The organism is Acidovorax sp. ST3 (assembly GCF_003231145.1).
Lineage (GTDB): Bacteria > Pseudomonadota > Gammaproteobacteria > Burkholderiales > Burkholderiaceae_C > Acidovorax.
The window spans coordinates 699,266-722,118 of sequence record NZ_QKVP01000001.1 but is presented as its reverse complement, the minus strand read 5'-3'; the positions used below and the strand labels follow the sequence as shown (position 1 = coordinate 722,118).

At 63.7% G+C, this 22,853-nt stretch carries 17 protein-coding genes; 13 read left to right on the top strand and 4 right to left on the bottom strand.

Features of this window, described 5'->3' with window-relative positions:
- Window positions 1–3: 3 nt before the first annotated feature.
- The 3 genes from DNK89_RS03205 to DNK89_RS03195 form a co-directional block, all read right to left on the bottom strand.
- On the bottom strand, window positions 4–1,281 hold the full coding sequence (locus DNK89_RS03205) for a TRAP transporter large permease (RefSeq protein WP_110958865.1): 1,278 nt from the start codon (window positions 1,279–1,281) through the stop codon (window positions 4–6).
- 85 nt (window positions 1,282–1,366) lie between these two features.
- A complete protein-coding gene (locus DNK89_RS03200) occupies window positions 1,367–1,861 on the bottom strand; it encodes a TRAP transporter small permease (RefSeq protein ID WP_110958864.1) in 495 nt (164 codons plus the stop codon).
- A 125-nt stretch (window positions 1,862–1,986) separates the two neighbouring features.
- Window positions 1,987–2,958, bottom strand: a complete 972-nt coding sequence (locus DNK89_RS03195; protein ID WP_110958863.1) for a TRAP transporter substrate-binding protein — start codon at window positions 2,956–2,958, stop codon at window positions 1,987–1,989.
- 448 nt (window positions 2,959–3,406) lie between these two features.
- Between DNK89_RS03195 and DNK89_RS03190 the strand changes: the two genes are divergently transcribed.
- The 10 genes from DNK89_RS03190 to DNK89_RS03145 all read left to right on the top strand — a co-directional run bounded on the left by DNK89_RS03190 (window position 3,407) and on the right by DNK89_RS03145 (window position 16,161).
- Complete coding sequence (locus DNK89_RS03190) at window positions 3,407–3,865, top strand: Lrp/AsnC family transcriptional regulator (protein ID WP_110958862.1); 459 nt, start codon at window positions 3,407–3,409, stop codon at window positions 3,863–3,865.
- A gap of 253 nt (window positions 3,866–4,118) precedes the next feature.
- Window positions 4,119–5,030, top strand: a complete 912-nt coding sequence (locus DNK89_RS03185; RefSeq protein ID WP_110958861.1) for a LysR family transcriptional regulator — start codon at window positions 4,119–4,121, stop codon at window positions 5,028–5,030.
- 261 nt (window positions 5,031–5,291) lie between these two features.
- Window positions 5,292–6,131 (top strand): putative hydro-lyase, encoded by an 840-nt coding sequence (locus DNK89_RS03180; protein ID WP_110958860.1) that lies wholly within the window; start codon window positions 5,292–5,294, stop codon window positions 6,129–6,131.
- Between the two features lie 24 nt (window positions 6,132–6,155).
- A complete protein-coding gene (locus DNK89_RS03175; RefSeq protein ID WP_110958859.1) occupies window positions 6,156–7,121 on the top strand; it encodes a TRAP transporter substrate-binding protein in 966 nt (321 codons plus the stop codon).
- A 111-nt stretch (window positions 7,122–7,232) separates the two neighbouring features.
- On the top strand, window positions 7,233–7,742 hold the full coding sequence (locus DNK89_RS03170) for a TRAP transporter small permease (RefSeq protein WP_110958858.1): 510 nt from the start codon (window positions 7,233–7,235) through the stop codon (window positions 7,740–7,742).
- A gap of 21 nt (window positions 7,743–7,763) precedes the next feature.
- Entirely contained in the window at window positions 7,764–9,062 is a 1,299-nt protein-coding gene (locus DNK89_RS03165; protein ID WP_110958857.1) for a TRAP transporter large permease, read from the top strand.
- Between the two features lie 42 nt (window positions 9,063–9,104).
- Window positions 9,105–10,070, top strand: coding sequence for a TRAP transporter substrate-binding protein (locus DNK89_RS03160; RefSeq protein WP_110958856.1), 966 nt, complete (start codon window positions 9,105–9,107; stop codon window positions 10,068–10,070).
- A 31-nt stretch (window positions 10,071–10,101) separates the two neighbouring features.
- Window positions 10,102–10,650 carry a hypothetical protein gene (locus DNK89_RS03155; protein ID WP_110958855.1) on the top strand — a complete coding sequence of 183 codons (549 nt, stop codon included), beginning with the start codon at window positions 10,102–10,104 and terminating at the stop codon, window positions 10,648–10,650.
- A gap of 49 nt (window positions 10,651–10,699) precedes the next feature.
- Window positions 10,700–14,353 (top strand): hydantoinase B/oxoprolinase family protein, encoded by a 3,654-nt coding sequence (locus DNK89_RS03150; protein WP_203422177.1) that lies wholly within the window; start codon window positions 10,700–10,702, stop codon window positions 14,351–14,353.
- Between the two features lie 134 nt (window positions 14,354–14,487).
- On the top strand, window positions 14,488–16,161 hold the full coding sequence (locus DNK89_RS03145; RefSeq protein ID WP_110958854.1) for a methyl-accepting chemotaxis protein: 1,674 nt from the start codon (window positions 14,488–14,490) through the stop codon (window positions 16,159–16,161).
- A gap of 93 nt (window positions 16,162–16,254) precedes the next feature.
- On the opposite strand, the gene DNK89_RS03140 is transcribed toward DNK89_RS03145, so the two are convergent.
- Entirely contained in the window at window positions 16,255–17,955 is a 1,701-nt protein-coding gene (locus tag DNK89_RS03140; RefSeq protein ID WP_110958853.1) for an electron transfer flavoprotein-ubiquinone oxidoreductase, read from the bottom strand.
- 139 nt (window positions 17,956–18,094) lie between these two features.
- Between DNK89_RS03140 and DNK89_RS03135 the strand changes: the two genes are divergently transcribed.
- The 3 genes from DNK89_RS03135 (at window position 18,095) to DNK89_RS03125 (ending at window position 22,809) form a co-directional block, all read left to right on the top strand.
- Entirely contained in the window at window positions 18,095–18,877 is a 783-nt protein-coding gene (locus tag DNK89_RS03135) for an SDR family oxidoreductase (protein WP_015014335.1), read from the top strand.
- A 20-nt stretch (window positions 18,878–18,897) separates the two neighbouring features.
- Window positions 18,898–19,323, top strand: a complete 426-nt coding sequence (locus DNK89_RS03130) for a thioesterase family protein (RefSeq protein ID WP_110958852.1) — start codon at window positions 18,898–18,900, stop codon at window positions 19,321–19,323.
- A gap of 324 nt (window positions 19,324–19,647) precedes the next feature.
- The gene (locus DNK89_RS03125; protein WP_110958851.1) at window positions 19,648–22,809 is read left to right on the top strand and encodes an EAL domain-containing protein; all 3,162 of its coding nucleotides are present in this window, start codon (window positions 19,648–19,650) and stop codon (window positions 22,807–22,809) included.
- Window positions 22,810–22,853: the final 44 nt, after the last annotated feature.

The following is a 22,853-nucleotide window of genomic DNA, read 5'->3' as shown; positions in this document are numbered from 1 at the left end:
TAACTACTTTGCGTAGACCAGATCCCGAAGTGCCAACGAGATCGATGGCACGTAGGTGATGATCATCAGGCACACCAGAATCACGCCGACGAACGGCAGCAGGTGCTTGATAATCCGGTCCAGCGAGATTCTGGCCACCGTGCAGGCTGCGAACAGGTTCACTCCGAACGGGGGCGTGATCATGCCCAGGGCCAGGTTCACCACCATGATGAGGCCGAAGTGCACAGGGTCGATACCGAAGTGCATGGCCACAGGCGCGAGGATGGGGGCCAGCACGATGATCGCCGCGCTGGTCTCGATGAACATGCCGATCACGAACAGTGCCGCGTTCACGCCCAGCAGGAAGAGGGCTGGGGACTGCAGCACCGCCTCCAGCCATCGGCCGATGGCATCGGGCACGCCCGCGCGTGTAATGAGGAATGCAAACAAGCCGGCGTTGGCAATGATGAACATGATCACCGCCGACGAGATGGCCGACTTGCGCAGGATGGCGAACAGGTCCTTGAGCTTGATCTCGCGGTAGATGACGATGCCCACCACCAACGCGTAGAACACGGCCACGGCCGATGCCTCGGTGGGGGTGAACACACCGCCATAGATGCCGCCCAGGATGATGACGGGCATCAGCAGCGCCCAGCCCGCCTGCAGCGTGGCCTTGCCAAAGGGCATGCGGCCATCGCCATCGTTTTTGCCCCAGCCCTTGTACTTGCAGTACGCCCATACGAAGAGCATCAGTGCACCGCTGATCAGCAGGCCCGGGCCAAAGCCAGCGATGAACAGCTCACCAATCGACACCTCGGCGCTCACGCCGTAAAGGATCATCGGGATGGAGGGAGGGATGATCACGCCCAGCTCGGCACTGGTGGCCTGCAGCGCGGCGGCGTAGCTGGTGGGGTAGCCATGCTTGATCAGCGCAGGAATCAGGATGGCGCCAATTGCAAACGTGGTGGCGACCGACGAGCCCGACACGGCCGCAAAGATCATGCAGGTCAGCACACAGGTCATGGGCAGGCCACCCTGCACGCCGCCGACGATGCTCTTGGCAAACTCCACCAGACGGCGCGAGATGCCTCCGGTCTCCATCAGGTTGCCCGCGAGGATGAAGAAGGGGATGGCTGCGAGGGGAAACTTGTTGATGGCCCCGAACATCTCCTTGACGGAGATGAGCATGTTCGCGTTGGAGGCCTGGATGCCCAAGATGGACGCCAAACCGATGGACACGGCCACCGAGACGGTGAGTGCAAAGCACAGCACCATCGTTGAAATCATGACCAAACTCATAGTTGGACCCCCACGCTCGGCATTGCATGTCCTCGCTGCCCCCCAAGGGGGCCGTTCACTGGCTTGAGGCGGCTCGGCGCGGCGTTCATTGAGCAGTCTCCAGTTCCATGCGCAGGGGATCAATGAGGTTGCCAATGATGCCGACGATGCAAAAAAGCCCCCCCACCGGCATGGCGAGGTAGGCCCAGAACATGGAGATGGACTCCAGCCCGGCCATGCTCTGCACCCCCCCACGTTGCGCGTAGTCCCAGCCGTACCAGATGATGATGCCGATGAGGGCCAGGGCCGCCAGTGCGACCACCCAGTCCAGCACCCGTTTGATGCGTGGCGGGCTCCAGCGGTACAGAACGTCCACGCTAACCATCGCGCCCTGGCGAAACGCGGCCGGGATGGCCAGGAACACCATCCAGATCAGGCTGAAGCGGATGAGCACTTCGGTCCATTCGGCGGGCTGCTCCAGCACAAAGCGCGTCACGATCTGGAACATGCCCAGGGCCGAGGCCAGGGTCAACATGGCGCAAGCGCCGAGCATGGCGATGAAGGTGGTCCATCGCTCAAAGGTAAGAAAAGCGTTTTTCATGGGGCGATGCCGACCATGGGCAGGTAGGAGGTGATCAGAACCAGCGATGGCTCCAGAATAAAAACGCCCGATAGCGCAATGGCTACGGGCGTTATTAGCTACAAAGGTAATAGCAAAGACCCAAATTACTTGACTTCGCGGATCTTGTCGATGGCAGCCTTGCCGAACTGCTTTTCAAACTCGGCGTTCACAGGGGCCAGAGCCGCCACAAACTTGGCCTTGTCCACGTTGTCGATCACGGTCATGCCCTTGGCGCGCAGGTCAGCCACGCCCTTGGCGTCGTCTTCGTCCACACGTGCACGGTTGGCCTTGGTGCCTTCCTTGGCTGCGTCAATGAAGGCCTGCTTGTCGGCTGCCGAAAGCTTGTCGAAAGCTGCCTTGTTCATCACGAAGATGCAGGGCGAATACACATGGCCGGTGAGGGTGAGGTGTTTTTGCACCTGGTCGAACTTGGCCGAGATGATGACCGACAGCGGGTTCTCCTGGCCGTCCACGGTGCCCTGTTGCAGCGCCGTGAACACTTCAGGGAATGCCATGGGCGTGGTGATGATGCCAAAGCCCTTGTACGCGGCAATGTGCACGGGGTTCTCCATCGTGCGCATCTTCAGGCCCTTCAGGTCACCGGGCTCCTTCACGTCGCGCTTGCTGTTGGTCATGTGACGGAAGCCGTTCTCGGCCCAGGCCAGTGCCTTGAAACCCTTGGCGTCGAATTTGGACAGCAAGTCCTGGCCGATAGGACCGTCCAGCACTGCGCGGGCGTGTGCCTTGTCGCGGAACAGGAAGGGTACATCCAGGATCTTGGTCTCGGGCACAAAGTTGGGCACAGGGCCTGTGGAGCTGAAGGCCAGTTCCTGGGTGCCCAGTTGCACGGCTTCGATCGATTCGCGCTCGCCGCCCAAGGCGCCGTTGTAGAACGTCTGGATCTTGTAGCGGCCCCCCGTGCGTTTTTCGACCTCTTTGGCAAACGTGTCGATGGCTACACCCTGGTGGGAGTTCTGGGCCGTCGAGATGCTGATGCGCATGGTGGTCTGCGCAGCAGCGGTGGCCACAAAGCCGAGCGCGAGGCTCAGTCCAACGACGAGTTTGGTCAATTGCATGGTGTCTCCTGTTGATGTTGGGGCAGGGGATGGGGCACTTGGGCTCCTGGCAGAGCCGCCCCTGGCCTCGCTCAAATTATGGCGGTGCAGCATGGCCGCAGGCATCCGGGTTTGTGCTGGTAAGCGTGCTTATCAACTGGTCAACCCCATGTTTGCAGTTGCATTGGCGACACCTCATCGGAGCGGGGCGACCGAGGTTTGTACGCAGTCCGCATGCCGCCAACGGATGCAAGGGGCTATTCAGTCTACGGAGGCGATCTGAATCGCCAAGGGCCCCGTGCTGGCGGTAACCAGCCGGGGCCTTGTCAATTTGTGCGCTCCGGTAAGAGCGCCTTGATGGAAGAAGTATGCGCCGGGTGCTGCAGATGAATTTGCTGAATTTGGCGCATTCTGTTGGATATGCAGAATAATTTTCTGCATCTGAATGATTTGCTGAATAATCAGGCCGATGGATCGACTGGATATAAAAATTCTCGCTGTCTTGCAGGCCAACGCTCGCGCCAGCCTGCAAGAAATAGGGCAGGCCGTGGGCCTGAGCCCGTCACCCTGCTGGGGGCGCATCAAAAAGATGGAAGAGGCGGGTGTCATCCAGGGCTACACGGTGCGCATCAATCCTCAGTCCCTTGACCTGGCCGACACGGTACTGGTGCAGGTCACCCTCGACAGCCATTCGGACAACACGCTCGAAAAGTTTGGCGAGACACTGGCCAGCATTCCCGAAGTGATCGAGGCGCACCTGGTCTCCGGTGACTACGACTACCTGCTGCGCATCGTCGTCAAGGACACCCGCGATTACGAGCGCCTGCTGCGCGAGAAGCTCTACAAGATCAAAGGCATACGGCACAGCCGCTCCAGCTTTGTGCTGCGGACCTTGAAGAAGGCAGATCTGCCCCTGTTCACCGGGTAGGCCGGTGGTGTGGCGTGGCAAGACGCCGCAGATTCCTTGCAGATAACTGGCAACGCACTTTTGGCCAGCGCCCCAACTGCGAGCAGTTCTGCGTTGTGACCTTGAAATGCGACGGCACAATGGCTTTTACAGCGCGGTGTTTGCCGGAAAAAGGCGGGTGGATTCCCACACCGCGCACCATCGCAGTGCGCCCGTCTGGGCAGTGCGCAGAGCTGTTTGAGTAAAAGCACACCCAGCCCTTCCGAAGAAAACCATGAACCTGCGTTTTGTCGAAGCCTTCTACTGGGTGGCCTCTCTCAAGAGCGTGACACGCGCTGCCGAGAAGCTTTTTCTCACCCAGTCCGCCATGTCCAGCCGCATCTCCGCGCTCGAAGAAGAGCTGGGCGTGCTGTTGCTGGACCGGCGCGACAAGCACTTCAAACTCACGGTGGCTGGCGCCCGGTTCCTGGTGTACGCCAAGCGCATGCTGGAGCTGCAGCGCCAGCTCAAGTCCGAGATGGGATCGGGCGGACCGTTGGAGGTGTCGATCCGCCTGGGGGCCATCGAATCGGTCTTGCACTCATGGCTCATTCCGTGGGTGGAACAGCTGCGCAAGGACAACCCTTTGCTGGAGCTGGAGCTGACGGTGGAGACCACCCCGGTGTTGCTCGACCAGATACGCCGCGGCACGCTGGATGCCGTTTTCGCAGCCCTGCCGGCGGCCGCGGACGGCATCCGCAGCCAGGCGGTGACGCCCATGGAAATGGTGTTCGTGGGCAACAGCAAAACGCACCGCAAGCGCCGCTATGCGCTGGAAGATTTTGCAGGCGCTGACATTCTGACCTTCCAGCGTGGCTCGCAGCCGCATGTGTCCCTGCTTGATACGCTGCGCCAGGCCCAGGTGGAGCCGCGTTGCGTGCACACCATCTCATCGATTTCGGCCATGGTGCAGCTGGTGCAAGGGGGCTTTGGCGTGGCCACGCTGCCGCGTCTGGCAGTGCAGCGCCTGCTGGCGTTCCCTGACTTGCGAGCCCTGGCGTGCGACACGGCATTGCGGCCGCTGCCCATCCACGTGAGCTACCGCGAAGACCCTTCATCGCCCGCCATGGAGGCCGTGGTGCGTTCGGCGCTGGACTTCATCGAGCAGCAACAGCCCGCGCCAGCCCGCCGCCCTCGCAAGGGCTGAGCATCCCGTCAAAAACGTCTCCGAGCACCCTCCCGGGCGCACTCGGCATACGCCTTTTTCTCCGGCATTTCAGTGGTCCGGTAGCATCAGGGTTTACCCGTAAATTTTCTCTCAGGGTTTTCCCTTGGCACCAAGATGGTTCGCCTCTCCCCAATGGAGTGCATGGAAAAAATCGATGACGTGATAGAAATTTTTTGAATTTGCCAGGGTCGTTCACACCCCAACACAATCTGCCCAACGTCATGCAATTGACATTTCTCAATGCAAGGAAAAACGGTGGATTCAGCTCAACACACAGCGCTCGCAGTGTTTGGTTCGGAAGGGATCAACGACCCTCACCACGTGCGCAGCGTCATACGCCAGGGGCTCTGGTCGTCGCATACCAGTGGCTTGGCCCACGGACGCGTCCAGGGCAATCTGGTGATCCTGCCCGAAGTACTGGCGGGAGATTTTTTGCGCTTTTGCCAGCGCAACCCCAAGCCCTGTCCCGTGCTGGCGGTGAGCGAGCCAGGCCAGTTCACGCTCCCCACGCTGGGCGACGGGATCGACATTCGCAGTGACCTGCCGCAGTACCGCATCTGGCGCCACGGCGAGATGGTCCGGGAGGTGGACGATGTTGGCGACCTGTGGCGCGATGACCTGGTGACATTTGTTCTCGGGTGTTCTTTCTCGTTCGAAGCAGCGCTGCAAGAGGCCGGCATCAGCCTGCGCCACATCAACGAGGGCAAGAACGTGGCCATGTACCGCACCAGCATTGCCACCGAAGCGGCGGGGCCGTTTGGAGGCGCCATGGTGGTCTCCATGCGGCCCATGCGCGCTGCGGATGTGATCCGTGCCGTGCAGGTCACTTCGCGCTTTCCCAACGTGCATGGCGCACCAGTGCACATCGGCGATCCCGCGCTCATCGGCATTGCCGATATCGCGAAGCCCGACTACGGCGACACCGTAGCCCTGCTGCCCGATGAAATCCCCGTGTTCTGGGCCTGCGGTGTCACACCCCAGTCCGCCATCCTCAACGCCCAACCAGCCTTCTGCATCACCCATGCCCCGGGTTGCATGCTGATCACCGACCTTCTCAACCACCAACTCGCCAGCTTCTAAGCGGCTTACCCCAGGAGTCTCCCCATGAAAAAATTTGCACTGTGTATGACGGCTGCCCTCAGCGTGTGTGCGGCCCAGGCCCAGGTCAAGTGGGACCTGCCCACCGGCTACGGCGCCAACAGCTTCCAGACGCAGAACGTGCAGCAGTTTGCCGATGAAGTGGACAAGCTCACCGGCGGCAAGCTCAAGATCACCCTGCACCCGGGTGGTTCGCTGTACAAGGCCAACGAAATCAAGCGCGCGGTGCAGACCGGGCAGGTGCCTTCGGCCGAGTTCATCCTGTCGGGCGCCACCAACGAGAACCCGCTCTTTGGCGTGGACTCCATCCCCTTCCTGGCGAGCACCTATGCAGAGTCCAAGCGCCTGTACCTGGCCGCCAAGCCCGCACAAGAGAAGCTGCTCGCCGCCCAGGGCGTGAAGGTACTGTTCTCGGTGCCATGGCCTGGCCAGTCGCTGTATTCGCTCAAGCCGGTGAGCACGCCCGCAGACTTTGCGGGCACCAAGATGCGCGCCTACAACCCTGCCACCACGCGCATTGCCCAGCTGCTCAAGGCACAGCCCGTGACGATCCAGCTGTCCGAGCTGGGCCAGGCCCTGGCGACCAACACGGTGCAGAACTTTCTGACGTCGAGCGCCAGCGGCGTGGAGTCCAAGCTGTATGAGCAGGTCAAGTACTTCTACCCCGTCAGCGCGTGGCTGCCGCGCAATGCCACGGTGGTGAACCAGAAGGCCTTTGACGCCCTCGACAAGCCCCTGCAGGATGCCGTGCTCAAAGCCGCAGCCGCCGCCGAAGAACGCGGCTGGGCCACCAGCGAGCGTGTGGACAAGGAGTTCATCAAGGAACTGTCAGCCAAAGGCATGACAGTGGCCGAACCGAGCGACAGCATCAAGAAGGAGCTGGCGGGCATCGGCGAATCCATGACAGCTGACTGGGTGAAATCGGCCGGTGCCGAGGGGCAGGCCATCATCGACGCCTACCGCAAGAAGTAGTCACTTCTGAACATGCCTGAAGGCCTCCACGGGGCCGGGTAGCGCACCGCGCGCTACCCCCGCAATTTCATTACCGCTCCCCCTCTTTTTCAAGCGTTACAGGAGTACGCCATGGACAAGCTCGTCCGAAATTTCTACAGGCTGCTGATGCTGCTGTCCGGCCTGTCGATGCTGGCCGCGTTCGGCGCAGTCACGCTGGGCGTTTTTGCCCGCGAAGTCATCCACCTCAACATCGACGGACTCGACGCCTACGCGGGTTACGCCATTGCCGCCGCCTTGTTCTTTGCGCTGCCCAGCACGCTGCAAAACGGCGATCACATCCGCGTGACGCTCATCCTGGACAGGCTGCCCGCCCGCTGGCGCAGTGCCTTCGAGTGGTTCTGCCTGGTCAGCGCATTGGTGCTGTCCGTGTACATCGCTTGCTATGCCGTGCGTTCGGTGTGGATCTCCTACATCACACATGACATCTCGCCTGCGGCCGACGCGTCGCCGCTGTGGATTCCCCAGATCAGCATGGCCATGGGCTGCATTGGTTTTGCGCTGGCGTTTGCCCATGCGCTGGTGTTGCGCTTCCAGGGGAGGGCCTTCATGGCGGTGTCCGAAGCCGCACGTTCCGAATAACCCGTTCCAGGAGACTTCATCATGGACGTCATCATCGCTTTGGGTCTGATCGTGGTGCTGTTCGCAGTGCTCGGATCGGGCCTGTGGATCGGCCTGTCACTGCTGGCAGTGGCTCTGGTAGGCATGGAGTTTTTTACCAACCGCCCCGTGGGCGACAGCATGATGCTGACCATCTGGGGGTCGACCTCCAGCTGGACGCTGACGGCTTTGCCGCTGTTTTTGTGGATGGGCGAGATCCTGTTCCGCAGCAAGCTGTCGAGCAGCATGTTCAAGGGCCTCGCGCCCTGGCTGGAGCGCTTGCCCGGCCGCCTGCTGCACGTCAACGTGGTGGGCTGCACCATCTTCGCGGCCATCTCGGGCTCATCGGCCGCCACCTGCGCCACCATCGGCAAGATCACGCTGCCTGAACTCAAGCAGCGCGGCTATCCCGAAGACATCTCCGTGGGCACATTGGCCGGTGCGGGCACGCTCGGGCTGCTGATTCCGCCATCGATCATCATGATCGTCTACGGCGTGGCAGCAAACGTGTCGATCTCCAAGCTGTTTCTGGCAGGGGTGATTCCGGGGTTGATGCTGGCTGCGCTGTTCATGGGCTACATCGTGGTGTGGGCCTTGTTCAACAAGGACAAGGTGCCGGCGCCTGATACCCGTCTCAGCTTTGTGCAAAAGCTGTATGCCTCCCGCCACCTGATTCCCGTCGTGTCGCTCATCGTCGTGGTGCTGGGCGCCATCTACAGCGGCATTGCCACCGCTACCGAAGCTGCGGCGCTGGGTGTCGCCGGGTCGTTGATCCTGGCCAAGATCGAGGGCTCGCTGAACTGGGAGCGCTTCAAGGAAGGGCTGGTCGCCGCCTGCCGTGTGTACTGCATGATCGGCCTCATCCTGGCGGGTGCCGCGTTCCTCACGCTGGCCATGGGCTTCATCGGCCTGCCACGGCACCTGGCCGAGTTCATCGGGGCGCTGCACCTGTCGCCCTTTGCGCTGATGCTGCTGCTCATCGTGTTCTTCATTGTGCTGGGCTGCTTCCTGGACGGCATCTCCATGGTGGTGCTGACCATCGCGGTGCTGCTGCCCACGGTGGAGGCTGCAGGCTTTGACCTGGTGTGGTTCGGCATCTTCATCGTGCTGGTGGTCGAGATGGCGCAGATCACGCCGCCCGTGGGCTTCAACCTCTTCGTGTTGCAGGGCATGACGCGGCGCGAAGTGACCTGGATTGCACGCACGGCGCTGCCTTTGTTCGCTCTGATGATCGTGGCCGTCGTGATGACGTACTTCGTGCCCGATGTCGTGCTCTGGCTGCCCCGCCAGATGCAGGGCTGACCCCCAGCACCCACGCCCGCAACGTCCGCACAGGAGTTCCCCATGAAGACCTTGGTGTTGTTGGCCGCGTTCGCCGTGGCCCCGGTGCTGCACGCCCAGACCCAGTGGACGCTGGCCACGGGCTACCGCGCGGAGTCGTTTCATACCCGCAATCTCGTGCAGTTTGCGCAAGACGTGGAACGTGCCTCGGCAGGCGCTCTGCGCATCGAGGTCCATGCCCACAACGCCTTGTTCAAGCTGAACGAGATACCCCAGGCCGTGCAGGAGGGCAAGGCCCAGGCGGGAGAGACCATCATGACCAACCTGGTGCGAGACATCCCCATCGCCGGGGCAGATGCTGTGCCCTTTGTGGTGCGCAGCTATGCCGACGCGCGGCGCATGTGGGACGTGCAGCGTCCGTTGATCGAAGCGCACATGGCCAGCAAGGGGCTCAAGGCGCTGTACGCCGTGCCCTGGCCGCCGCAGGGGCTGTTCTCGATCAGCCCCGTGCGCTCGTCCGCCGACTTCAAGGGCACGCGCATGCGCACCTACAACCCCGGCACTGTGCGCATTGCCGAACTGCTGGGCGCCACGCCCGTGGATGTGCCGATGGTGGAAGTCAACCAGGCTCTGTCGGCTGGCAAGCTCGATTCCATGATCACTTCGGCCCTCACGGGGGTCGAGAACCAGGTCTGGGGCCAGATCAAGCAGTACTACGGCATCAACGCCTGGTTTCCCAAGAACATCGTTTTTGTGAACCAGCAGGCTTTTGAGGCACTGCCTGTACCCACACGCCAGGCGGTGACGAAGGCCGCCGCTGAGGCCGAGACGCGCGGCTGGGCCATGAGCGCTGCGGTGGCCGAAGAGTCGGTGGCCGAGCTGCAGCGCAAGGGCATCAAGGTGGATCGTGCGCCAGCAGATTTTGATGCCGAACTCAAGCGCCTGGGCGAACGGTTCTCGCGCGAGTGGGTGCGCTCGGTGGGCAGCGAGGCCAACCAGATCTTCATTCCGTACTACACGCAGCGCTGACCTTTCCTGCACGCCTTTCAGGAGAAGCACCATGCACACACCCTCGGACACCATCGAGATGTACCTGCGCGCCAAGGATCTCAATCGCCCGCACCTCATTGCGCAAGCCTTTGCCGGTGGTGCGCTGCTGCAGATGGAAGTGCGCCAGGGCGACGAGCAGGCCCCAGCATGCACCCTGGGCCGCGAGGCCATTGCCGAGACCCTGGTGCGCAACTTTGGCCGCGCTTACGAAAACGCCTACACCTTCTGCCTGACCGAGCCTCCAGCCCCGGCCTGCGCCGACTTTCACTGCCTGTGGCTGTCGGCCATGACGGACAAGGAAAACCGCGCCGTCTGCGTGGCGGGCGGCCAATACCACTGGCGATTTGCCCCCGGCAACCGCCTGGCGCAAGAGCTGCGCATCGTGATCGACACCATGCAGACCCTGCCGCCCGCCGACATCTTGCCCGTGATGGCCTGGGCCGCTTCGCTGGCAAGCCCCTGGTGCCCTGTGGAGCGGGCTCTGGCCACCGCACCCCCCATTCCTGCCGTGTGGCAGGTCATGCAAAGGCTGGCCCCCGCCCACCTTGCCATCGCCTAGCCACATAGCCACCACCTCTTTCCATTTTTTTATCTCGGAGCCACTACACATGACCACCATGACACCCCAAACGCACACCCCACGCTGGCAGTTCTGGATCGACCGGGGCGGCACTTTCACCGACATCGTGGCCAAGCGGCCCGATGGCTCCCTGACCACCCACAAGTTGTTGTCCGAGAACCCCGAGCAGTACAAGGATGCCGCCGTGACGGGCATCCGCCACCTGCTGGGCCTGAAGCCTGGCGAGCCTGTCACGCCTGAGCTGGTGGAGTGCGTGAAGATGGGCACCACCGTGGCCACCAACGCGCTGCTGGAGCGCAAGGGCGAGCCCACGCTGCTGGTCACCACACGCGGCTTTCGCGATGCACTGCGCATCGCGTACCAGAACCGCCCGCGCCTGTTTGACCGCCACATCCAGCTGCCCGAGCTGCTCTACACCGAAGTCATCGAGGCCCGCGAACGCATGGGCGCCCACGGTGGCGTGCTGCAGAACCTGGACGAAGCCACTTTGCGCGGTGACCTGCTGGCCGCCTATGGTCGCGGGCTGCGCAGCGTGGCCATTGTGTTCATGCACGGCTACCGCTACACGCAGCACGAGCAGGCGGCCAAGCGCATCGCCCAGGAGGTGGGATTCACGCAGATCAGCACCTCGCACGAAACCAGCCCCATGATGAAGTTCGTGAGCCGGGGCGACACCACGGTGGTGGATGCGTATCTGTCGCCCATCCTGCGCCGCTACGTGGAGCAGGTGGCCAGCGAGATGCCGGGCGTCAAGCTGTTCTTCATGCAGTCCTCGGGGGGGCTCACCGACGCGGGCACGTTTCAGGGCAAGGACGCGATCCTGTCCGGCCCTGCAGGCGGCATCGTCGGCATGGCGCGCACAGCTGGCCTGGCCGGGCACGAAAAGGTCATCGGCTTTGACATGGGCGGCACCAGCACCGACGTGAGCCACTACGCGGGTGCCTTTGAGCGCGAGTTCGAGACCCACGTGGCGGGCGTGCGCATGCGCGCTCCCATGATGAGTATCCACACGGTGGCGGCGGGCGGTGGCTCGGTGCTGGCGTATGACGGCGCCCGTTTTCGCGTGGGCCCCGAGAGCGCCGGCGCCAACCCCGGCCCCGTGAGCTATCGCCGTGGCGGCCCGCTGGCCGTGACCGACGCGAACGTGATGGTGGGCAAGGTGCAGCCCCGTTATTTCCCCAGCGTGTTCGGCCCCGCAGCCAACGAAACGCTGGACGCTGACGCGGTGCGCGCCCGCTTTGAAGAGATTGCGACGCAGACCCAGCGCAAGCCCGAAGAAGTGGCCGAAGGCTTCATCCAGATTGCCGTGCAGCAGATGGCCAACGCCATCAAGAAGATCAGCGTGGCGCGCGGCTATGACGTGACGCGCTACACCCTGCAGTGCTTTGGTGGTGCAGGCGGCCAGCACGCTTGCCTGGTGGCCGATGCCTTGGGCATGTCGCGCGTTTTTGTGCACCCGCTGGCGGGGGTGCTCAGCGCCTACGGCATGGGCCTGGCTGACCAAACAGTGATCCGCGAGCAGGCGGTGGAGATGCCGCTGGCGGCTGAATCTCTGCCCTTGATCGCCGAGCGCCTGGATACGCTGGGCGCTGCCGCGCAGGCCGAGCTGGAGCGCCAGCAGGTCAGCACCAACCCCGTGCAGGTGCGCCAGAACGTGCATGTGCGCTATGAGGGCACGGATTCGGCCCTGGTCGTGCCGTTTGGTGACATGGCCGGCATCCAGGCCGCCTTTGAGGCCGCCTACCGCCAGCGTTTTGCCTTCCTCATGGCGGGCAAGGGCTTGGTGGTGGAGGCCGTGTCGGTCGAAGCCATGATTGCCGGTGACGCCCCCGCCGAGCCGCGCCTGCCCGTGCACCCGCACCGCAAGCACCCGCAGCGCGAGGTGGTCCAGATGTACTCGGGCGGTGCCTGGCACGATGCGGCCCTGGTGGTGCGCGAGGACCTGCACCCCGGCGACGTGATCCCCGGCCCGGCCATCATTGCCGAGAAGAACACCACCACCGTGGTGGAGCCCGGCTGGTCTGCGCGCCTGACCGACCTGGACCACTTGGTGCTGGACCGCGTGACCGCCCGCAAGGTGCAGTACGCCGCAGGCACCACCGTGGACCCGGTGCTGCTGGAGGTGTTCAACAACCTGTTCATGAACATTGCCGAGCAGATGGGGCTGCAATTGCAGAACACGGCCTACTCGGTGAACATCAAGGAGCGTCTGGACTTCAGTTGCGCGTTATTCGACGCGGCCGGCAACCTGATCGCCAACGCGCCCCACATGCCCGTGCACCTGGGGTCCATGGGCGAGAGCATCAAGACCGTGATCCGCGAGAACGCGGGCAAGATGCACCCGGGCGACGTGTACATGCTCAACGACCCGTACCACGGGGGCACCCACCTGCCGGATGTGACGGTGATCACCCCGGTGTACGTGGCCGAGGGCAACGAGCCCACGTTTTATGTGGGCAGCCGGGGCCACCACGCGGACATTGGCGGCACCACACCGGGCTCCATGCCCCCGTTCTCCACGCGCATCGATGAAGAAGGCGTGCAGATCAACAACGTGAAGCTGGTGGACCGGGGCATCTTTCTCGAAGAAGAAGTACGCACCCTGCTGGCCACGGGCGGCGGCACCACGCCATACCCCAGCCGCAACCCGCAGCAGAACCTGGCCGACCTGCGCGCACAGATCGCGGCGAACGAAAAGGGCGTGCAAGAGCTGTCGAAGATGGTGGACCAGTTTGGCCTGGATGTTGTGCAGGCCTACATGCGCCATGTGCAGGACAACGCCGAAGAGTCCGTGCGCCGTGTGATCACGCAGCTCAAGGACGGCAGCTTCACCCTGCCGCTGGACAACGGCGCGCAGATCAGCGTGTCGGTCAAGGTCAATGTGGCCGAGCGCAGCGCGGTCATCGACTTTGCAGGCACCAGCCCGCAGCAGATGAACAACTTCAACGCCCCGCGCGCCGTGTGCATGGCGGCCGTGTTGTATGTGTTCCGCACGCTGGTGGACGACGACATCCCGCTCAACGCCGGTTGCCTCAAGCCCCTGCAGGTCATCATTCCGCAAGGCTCCATGCTCAACCCCAACCCTCCGGCCTCGGTGGTGGCGGGCAACGTGGAGACCTCCACCTGCATCACCAACGCGCTGTTTGGCGCCTTGGGCGTGATGGCGGGCAGCCAGCCCACCATGAACAACTTCACCTTCGGTAATGCGCAGTACCAGTACTACGAAACCATTGCCGGTGGCAGCGGTGCAGGTGCGGTGCTGGACGCCTCGGGCCGGGCGGTGCGCGGCTTTGACGGCACCAGCGTGGTCCAGACCCACATGACCAACTCGCGCCTCACCGACCCCGAGGTGCTGGAGTTCCGCTTCCCGGTGGTGCTCGACAGCTACGAGATCCAGCGCGGCTCGGGCGGTGCAGGCCGCTGGGCGGGCGGGGACGGTGGCGTGCGGCGCGTGCGTTTCCTGGAGGCGATGACGGCCAGCATCCTGTCCAACGGGCGACTGAACCCCGCCTTTGGCATGGCGGGCGGCCAGCCCGGCAAGCCCGGTGCCAACCGCGTGCTGCGTGCCAACGGCCAGGTGGAGGAGCTGGGCCACATTGGCGCGGCACTGATGGAGCCGGGCGATGTGTTCGAGATCGCCACCCCCGGCGGTGGCGGCTTTGGCGAATGTGTCACGTCCTGACGTGATGGATTGCTGACCCACCCGGTGGGGCCGGTGCTGTGTGCTGCGAGTCAGCGAGGACCCACGGTGCACGGCGCTGGCCACCACCGGCTTCCACCCCCGCACGGTGCGGGATATGAAACAGGAGAACGCTCATGAACTATTTGCCCGCCACATCCGGGGCGCCTGGCGGCGCCGCCTTCTCCGCCGCACCAGCAGGCGCGGAGTTCAGCCGTGCCGTGCCAGACGCTGCCGCTCAGAGCCCAGCACCTGCCCGGCGCCGCCGGACTCTGAGCGTGGGGCAAAAGCTGGCGGCCAGCTTTGGCATCCTGGGCTTTGCGGTGGCGCTGCTGGGGGCCACCACCTGGCTCACAGGGCAGGACACGAGCCGCCAAGCCACGTTGCTGACCACGGAGCAACTGCCCATTGAGCGCACCGTGCGTGACTGGAAAACCCAGTCGGTCTATATCGGCCAGATTGCGTTGCGCGCCACGATGTCGTCCGATGTGTTCCCCCTGGTGGCCGAAATGCGCAACCAGATCGCCGCCGAAGACGCCATGCGCAAGCGCATTGACGAAGCGCTGACCAAGGCGTCTTCCAGTGAGCGCGCGAGGCCCCTGTGGGCACAGGCCCAGGCCGAGCGCCAGAAATACGCCGTGCTGCGGGACGCGCTGGTGCAGAACGCCCTCGAAGCCAAGATCATCAGCCAGAAGGAGCTGCAGGAGCACGCCGCCGCGTTGACCCAATACCTGCGGTCCATTGACCAGTTGCTCGCAGCGTCGGAGCAGTCCTCCCTGAACGCGGGCGACAGCATGATTGCCGACGCGTCCCGTGCGCAATGGATCAGCGCCGTGGCGGTGCTGGTGGTGGTAGCGCTGTCGGCGCTGTTTGGCTGGCTGCTGCGGCGCTCCATTGTGTTGCCGCTGCGCCAGGCCTCCGAGGCGGCCGCTGTGGTGGCACGGGGCGACCTCACGGTGCGCATGCAAACCCAGCGCACCGACGAGATCGGCCAGCTGCTCACCGCGCTGGACAAGATGGTCGAGTCGCTGCACTACGTGGTGACCGAGGTGCGTGACTCCGGCGAATCCATCCATGTCGCCAGCTCCGAAGTGGCTGCGGGCAATACCGACCTGAGCATGCGCACCGAGCACGCGGCCAGCAACCTGCAGCAGACGGCGGCCAGCATTGCCCAGCTGGCACAGATGGTGGCCGCCAATGCCGACAGCACGCGCCAGGCCAACGCGCTGGCGCTCAACGCCACCGAAGTGGCCAGCAAGGGGGGCGAAGTGGTCAACCAGGTGGTCAAAACCATGGAGGAGATCAATGCCAGCAGCAAGAAGATCGCCGACATCGTGGGCATCATCGACGGCATTGCTTTCCAGACCAACATCCTCGCGCTCAATGCAGCCGTGGAGGCGGCGCGTGCAGGCGAGCAAGGGCGCGGCTTTGCCGTGGTGGCCAGCGAGGTGCGGGGCCTGGCCGGGCGCAGCGCCAATGCGGCGCGCGAGATCAAGGCACTGATCTCCACCAGCGTGGACAAGGTGAGTGACGGCGCCCGGCTGGTGGTGACAGCAGGTTCCACGATGGGCGACATCGTGCAAAGCGTGGAGCGTGTGACCACGCTGATGTCGGAGATCAACGAGGCCAGCAGCGAGCAGAGCACGCAGATCGGCCAGGTGAGCCAGGCGGTGGACCAGCTCGACCACATGACGCAGCAGAACGCCGCGCTGGTGGAGCAGGGCGCCGCAGCGGCCCAAAGCCTCAAGGACCAGGCCAACCGGCTGGCGGGTGCGATGGGGCAGTTTCAGCTCACACGCGCCGCCGCGTGAGGGGGATTGCGCTGCAGATCGGGCGGATTTCCACAAAAAAGGGCCTGCAGTGCAGGCCCTTCAAGCGCAAGGCGCTATGCATTTTGACGGTGCTTACATGCCCGCGTAGTTCGGGCCACCGCCGCCTTCCGGCGTGACCCACACGATGTTCTGCGTGGGGTCCTTGATGTCGCAGGTCTTGCAGTGCACGCAGTTCTGCGCATTGATCTGCAGGCGCTGGGCATCGCCGCCCTTGGTCGTGTCGGGCACAAACTCGTACACACCCGCCGGGCAGTAGCGTGCCTCGGGGCCGGCGTACTTGGCCAGGTTGATGTTGACCGGCACGCTCGGGTCCTTGAGCGTGAGGTGGGCGGGCTGGTTCTCTTCGTGGTTGGTGTTGCTGATGAACACGCTGGAGAGGCGGTCGAACGTGAGCTTGCCATCGGGCTTGGGGTAGACGATGGGCTTGCACTCGGCTGCGGGCTTCAGGTACGCGTGGTCGGGCTTGTCGCGGTGCAGCGTCCAGGGGATGTGACCGCGCAGCACGAACTGCTCAAAGCCGTTCATCAGCGTGGCCGTGGTCAGGCCGTACTTGAACCAGTTCTTGAAGTTGCGATCCTTGTTCAGCTCGGTGTGCAGCCAGCTCTTCTCGAAGGCGTCGGGGTAGGCCGTCAGCTCGTCGTGCTGGCGGCCTGCCACCACGGCGTCATAGGCGGCTTCGGCGGCCAGCATGCCGGTCTTGATGGCGGCGTGGCTGCCCTTGATGCGGCCCACGTTCAGGTAGCCCGCATTGCAGCCCACCAGGGCGCCGCCCGGGAACACCGTCTTGGGCAGGGCGTTGATGCCGCTGGCGTTGATGGCGCGCGCGCCATACGACAGGCGCTTGGCCGTGATCTCGCCCTTCTCGTTCTCGAAGTAGTAGCGGACGTTGGGGTGCGTCTTCCAACGCTGGAATTCCTCGAACGGGCTCAGGTAAGGGTTGGCATAACCCAGGCCGGTGACGAAGCCCAGGGCCACCTTGTTGCCCTCCAGGTGGTACAGAAAGGCGCCGCCGTAGGTGTCGTTCTCCATGGGCCAGCCCGCGGTGTGCATCACAAAACCGGGCTGGTGCTTCTTGGGGTCGATTTCCCACAGTTCCTTCACGCCGATGCCAAAGCTTTGGGGGTCGCGGTCCTTGTCGAGGTGGAACTTGGCGATCAGCTGCTTGCCCAGGTGGCCGCGTGCGCCTTCGGCAAACACGGTGTACTTGCCCAGCAGCTCCATGCCCAGTTGGAAGTTTTCGGTGGGCTCGCCGTCCTTGCCGATGCCCATGTTCCCGGTGGCCACGCCCTTGACGGAGCCGTTGTCGTTGTAGAGCACTTCAGCGGCCGTGAAGCCGGGGAAGATTTCTACACCCAGGGCTTCGGCCTGTTCGCCCAGCCACTTGGTCAGGTTGCCCAGGCTGATGATGTAGTTGCCATGGTTCTGCGCAAACGGCGGCAGGAACATGTTGGGCACACGGAAGCCCGACTTTTCGCTCAGGAAGATGTAGGCGTCGTCGGTGACGGGCTGGTTCAGCGGAGCGCCGCGCTTTTTCCAGTCGGGGATCAGCTCGGTCAGGGCCTTGGGGTCCATGATGGCGCCCGACAGGATGTGCGCACCGGGCTCGGAGCCTTTTTCGAGCACCACCACCGAGACGTCCTGGCCTTTTTCGGCCGCCAGTTGCTTCAGGCGGATCGCAGTGGCAAGGCCGCCAGGGCCGCCGCCAACGACCACCACGTCGTATTCCATGGATTCGCGGGGGCCGTATTGGGCGAGGATTTCTTCGTTGGTCATGGGCTTCTCGTCGGGCGTTTGATAATGGATTATTTTCTACAGAGCGCCGACCGCGCCCTGTCTGTCTGGCGACTGATTGTATTCACGGAATATAGACAATCGAACGACCGTTCTATTTTGATCAGTAGGGAGACTCTAAATGGCATACAGCATCGACTTGTCCGGCCGCGTGGCCTTCATCACGGGCGCCTCCAGCGGCCTGGGCGCGCAGTTTGCCCGCACCCTGGCCCGCGCGGGCGCAGGCGTCGTGCTGGCCAGCCGCCGGGTGGAAAAACTCAAGGAGCTGCGCGCGCGCATCGAAGGCGAGGGCGGTGACGCCCATGTGATCGAGTTGGACGTGACCGACCACGACTCCATCAAGTCCGCCGTGGCCCATGCCGAGACCGAAATGGGGTCGATCGACATTCTGGTGAACAACTCGGGCGTGAGCACCACCCAGCGCATCCAGGACGTGACGCCCGAGGACTACGACTTCATTTTCGACACCAACGTGAAGGGCGCCTTCTTTGTGGCGCAAGAAGTGGGCAAGCGCATGCTGGCCCGCTCGCGCGGCGCAGCGCCGGGCAGCTTCACCGGCGGGCGCATCATCAACATCGCGTCGATGGCGGGCCTGAAGGTGCTGCCGCAAATTGGCGCGTACTGCATGAGCAAGGCCGCCGTGGTGCAGATGACCCGGGCGATGGCCCTGGAGTGGGGCCGGTTCGGCATCAACGTGAATGCGATCTGCCCCGGCTATATCGACACGGAAATCAACCACCACCACTGGCAGACCGAGCAGGGCAAGAAGCTCATGGACATGCTGCCGCGCAAGCGCGTGGGCCAGCCGCAGGACCTGGATGCGCTGCTGGTGATGCTGGCCAGCGACCAAAGCCATTTTGTGAACGGCGCGGTGATCGCTGCCGACGACGGCTTCGCGGTCTGATCCCCGGGGTACGGGCGGCTATGAAAATCGAAATCCCTGAGGTCAAGAAGCTGGTCTTTGAGATGCGGTTCCCGGTGCGCTGGGGTGACATGGATGCAATGGGCCATGTCAACAACACCGTGTACTTTCGCTACCTGGAAACCGCGCGCATCGAGTGGATGGTGTCGGTGGGCTGCAACCCTGACCCGCGCGGGCAAGGACCGGTCATCGTCAATGCGTTCTGCAACTTTTACAAGCAGCTCGAATACCCGGCCGATGTGCTGCTCAAGCTCTACGTGAGCGACCCGGGCCGCACCACGTTCGAGACCTGGGGCACGATGGAACGCGTGGACCAGCCGGGCGTGATTTGTGCGGCGGGCGGCGCCACAACGATCTGGGTGGACTTTCCGCAGCAGAAGGCCGCACCGCTGCCGGACTGGATGCGGGCACTGGTGACGGCTGGTTGATCCGCAGGGCGGGCCCCTGCCTCGGTGGGGGTTTTCTGCACCCGTTTGGGGATCATTTTGGCCGGTAGCGCAGGTATCACATGCCTGAGTTGCTATCAAAAACATAGTTTTCGGGCTGGCGTGGATTGGTTTGCGGCCGACGTGCAACCCCTCCATCTGGACCGCGTGCACGCTACGGCCCAGCGGCTTGCAGTGGCGCTTGCCGGGTAACCTCGTTCAATTTGTTACCTGTTAGGATGGCCTGAAGGACGACCGAAGAAAACGAATAGAGCCGGGGAAGGAGACTCCCCACCCGGCACCGACGTGCCGTTTTGTGCTTTCTGAATGAATCCATCCATCCAAGCAAGCGCAGCTGCCAACAGCATCCACAAGGTGACCAATCTGGTCATCGCGTCGGTTCTTTTGATGGTGGGTCTGTACGCCTTTGACGAATGGGGCCAGGTAAAGGAGCGGGAAGAGCAGCACATGCAGTCCAACCTGATGCTGCTGACTCGGACGCTGGACACCTTCCTTCTCTCCAAACGCGCCGGCATGTTCGGCCTGGCAGAAACGATGGCCGTCTCCCCCGGTGGCATCGACAACCTGGCGCTGGCTCAGCAACTGTTGGCGGACTACCGTAAGCACCGCCCCGAAGTCCGCCAGATCTCCCTGACCGACATGAACGGCAAGGTACTGGCCTCGTCCCATACGGCGGGCAGGAACGTCCAGCGCGATGTGGCGGATCAATCCGGCTTTCAGGACTTTGCGCGGGACGCGAAGGACCTTCACGACATCTACCTGGGACGACCCCAGCGTGACGCGCAGGGCCAGGACTGGGTGTTCACCTTGCGTCATGTGCTGCGGGACGCGCAAGGGCAGCCCCGGGCGGTGCTGACGGACGTGTTTCCGGTCGATTTTCTGGAGTCGCTCTGGCAGGACGCACCGCTGGTGCAGCAAATCACCGTGGGGGTGCTGCGCGATGACGGCTACCTGATGTCCCGCTATCCCGTGCCCGCCACGGTCACCAAAGACGAGGTGTACGGCACACGCCGGGACGGGGCGCTGATACGGTATCTCACGCAGCACCAGTTCCCGGTGCAAGGCCGGGTCGAGGGGCCCAATGCGCTGTTGAACGGGCAAAACTTCATCAACCTGTTCCACCGGCTCGACAAGCTCCCTGCGACCGTCTTTGTGGGGCAGCCCGAGATCCGGTTCTTTCAGGTCTGGGCCCGCAGCATCGACACGCCGCTGGCGTTGACGGCCCTGTTGCTGGTGTTCATCAAGCTCGTGTCGCGGCGCCTCGCCCGCCGTGAGCACGAAGCCGAGCAGCAGCGGCTGGCGGTGGAGCGGGTGCTGCGTGAGAGCGAGACCGAGCAGCGGTCCCTCATCGACAACCTGATGACCGGCCTGGTCATCCACGATGCGACGGGCGCCGTGGTGCGCTGCAACGCCGAGGCCAGCAAGCTGCTGGGGCTGAGTTTTGAGCAGATGACCGGCAAGCAGCTGATCGACCCGGCCTGGTCCTTCGTGAACGAGCAAGGGGCTGTGATGCCGGTGTCCGACTACCCCGCCTCGCGGGTGCTTGCGACCCGTAAACCCGTCAACGGGATAGTGGGAGGCATCGTCCGTGGCAAGGATGCAGACATCTGCTGGGTGCTCAGCCGGGCCGACCCGTGGTTCACCGCCGATGGACAGCTCGACAAGATCGTGGTGACCTTTGTCGATATCACCATGCGGCGCAAGCTGACGTCGCAGCTACAGGACCGCGAACTCAAGTTCCAGGCGCTGTTTGACAACAGCATGGACGCCGTGCTGCTCACCTCGCCCGATGGCACCGTGCTGGCCGTGAACCAGGCGGCGTGCCGCCTCTTCGGCTTGAGCGAGGCGCAAATCATTGCCCGGGGGCGCGCGGGGCTGGCCGACCCCACCGATCCCCGGCTGCATGAGCTGCTCGGGCGGCGCGAGCAGATAGGGCAGGCGGCCGGCCTGCTGACCATGGTCCGGGGCGATGGCAGCCGATTCACGGCCGAGATCAGCTCCAGCATCTACGGAGACAGCGAGGGCCGCCAATACAGCAGCATGATCGTTCGCGACATGACGGAGCGCCTGCGCAGCCAGGCCGAGCTGGAGGCCGCCAACGCGCAGATGCGCCGCATCAACGAGCAACTGGCCGAGGTGGCGCACTTTGACATGCTGACGCACCTGCCCAACCGCGTGCTGCTGGCCGACCGGCTGCAGCAGGCGATGGCGCACTGCGTGCGGCGGCAAAAGTCGCTGGCGGTGGCCTTTCTGGACCTGGATGGCTTCAAGGACATCAACGACCGCTATGGCCACGCGGCGGGCGACGAGTTTTTGGTGGCGATTGCCAAGCGCCTGCGGTTGGCACTGCGCGATGGCGACACGCTGGCGCGCATAGGCGGGGACGAGTTTGTGGCCGTCATGTCCGACCTGTCGACCGAGCACTACTGCGAACCCCTGCTGCTGCGGCTGCTGCAGGTGGCCGCAGAGCCGTTGCAGGTGGGCGGCAATTCCTTGCAAGTCTCCGCCAGCATCGGCGTCACCATCTACCCGCAAGACGGCTCCAGCTCGGAGCAGCTCATCCGGCATGCGGACCAAGCCATGTACCTGGCCAAGCAGGCGGGCAAAAACCGGTTCCACCTGTTCGATGTGGCCAGCGATGCCGCCATCCGCATCAAGCGCGAAAGCCTGGACCAGATTGCCGCTGCCATTTCGCAGCACCAGCTGGTGCTGTACTACCAGCCCCAGGTCAACATGCAGACGGGCGAGGTGGTGGGCATGGAGGCGCTGGTCCGCTGGCTGCATCCCGAACGGGGCCTGCTGGCGCCGGGCCAGTTCCTGCCGGTGATTGAAGACCATGACCTGGCCATTGCGATTGGCGAGCGGGTGCTGGACCTGGCCTTGTCGCAGATGGCGCAGTGGCTGGCGGCGGGGCTGCACCTGCCGGTCAGCGTCAATGTGTTCTCCCGGCAGTTGCAGCAGGATGACTTTGTGCACAAGCTGCGCCAGGCACTGGCCGCTCACCCCACGGTGCCTTCGTCGGCGCTGGAGCTGGAGATCGTGGAGACCAGCGCGCTGCAAGACATGGCCCAGGTGTCAGGCCTGATGCACGCATGTGCCAAGCTGGGCGTGCGTTTTGCGCTGGACGATTTCGGGACGGGCTACTCGTCGCTGACCTACCTGAAAAAGCTGCCCGCAGAGCTGCTCAAGATCGACCAGAGTTTTGTGCGTGACATGCTCGATGACCGGGATGATTTGGCGATCGTTCAGGGCGTGGTCGGCCTGTCCAAGGCCTTCAATCGCAAGGTGATCGCCGAGGGCGTAGAGACCGTGGCCCACGGCCGCAAGCTGCTGGCCATGGGCTGCGTGCTGGGCCAGGGGTATGGTATTGCGCGGCCCATGCCTGCGCAGCAGGTGCCGGGTTGGTTGGACCAGTGGCGGGCGCAGCAGCCCTGGGTGCTTCAGGAAGACGTTGGCTTGCCTGCCTGAGGCTTAGAGGACGGGTAGTTAGGGGGGCGCCACCCCGTGGCGAC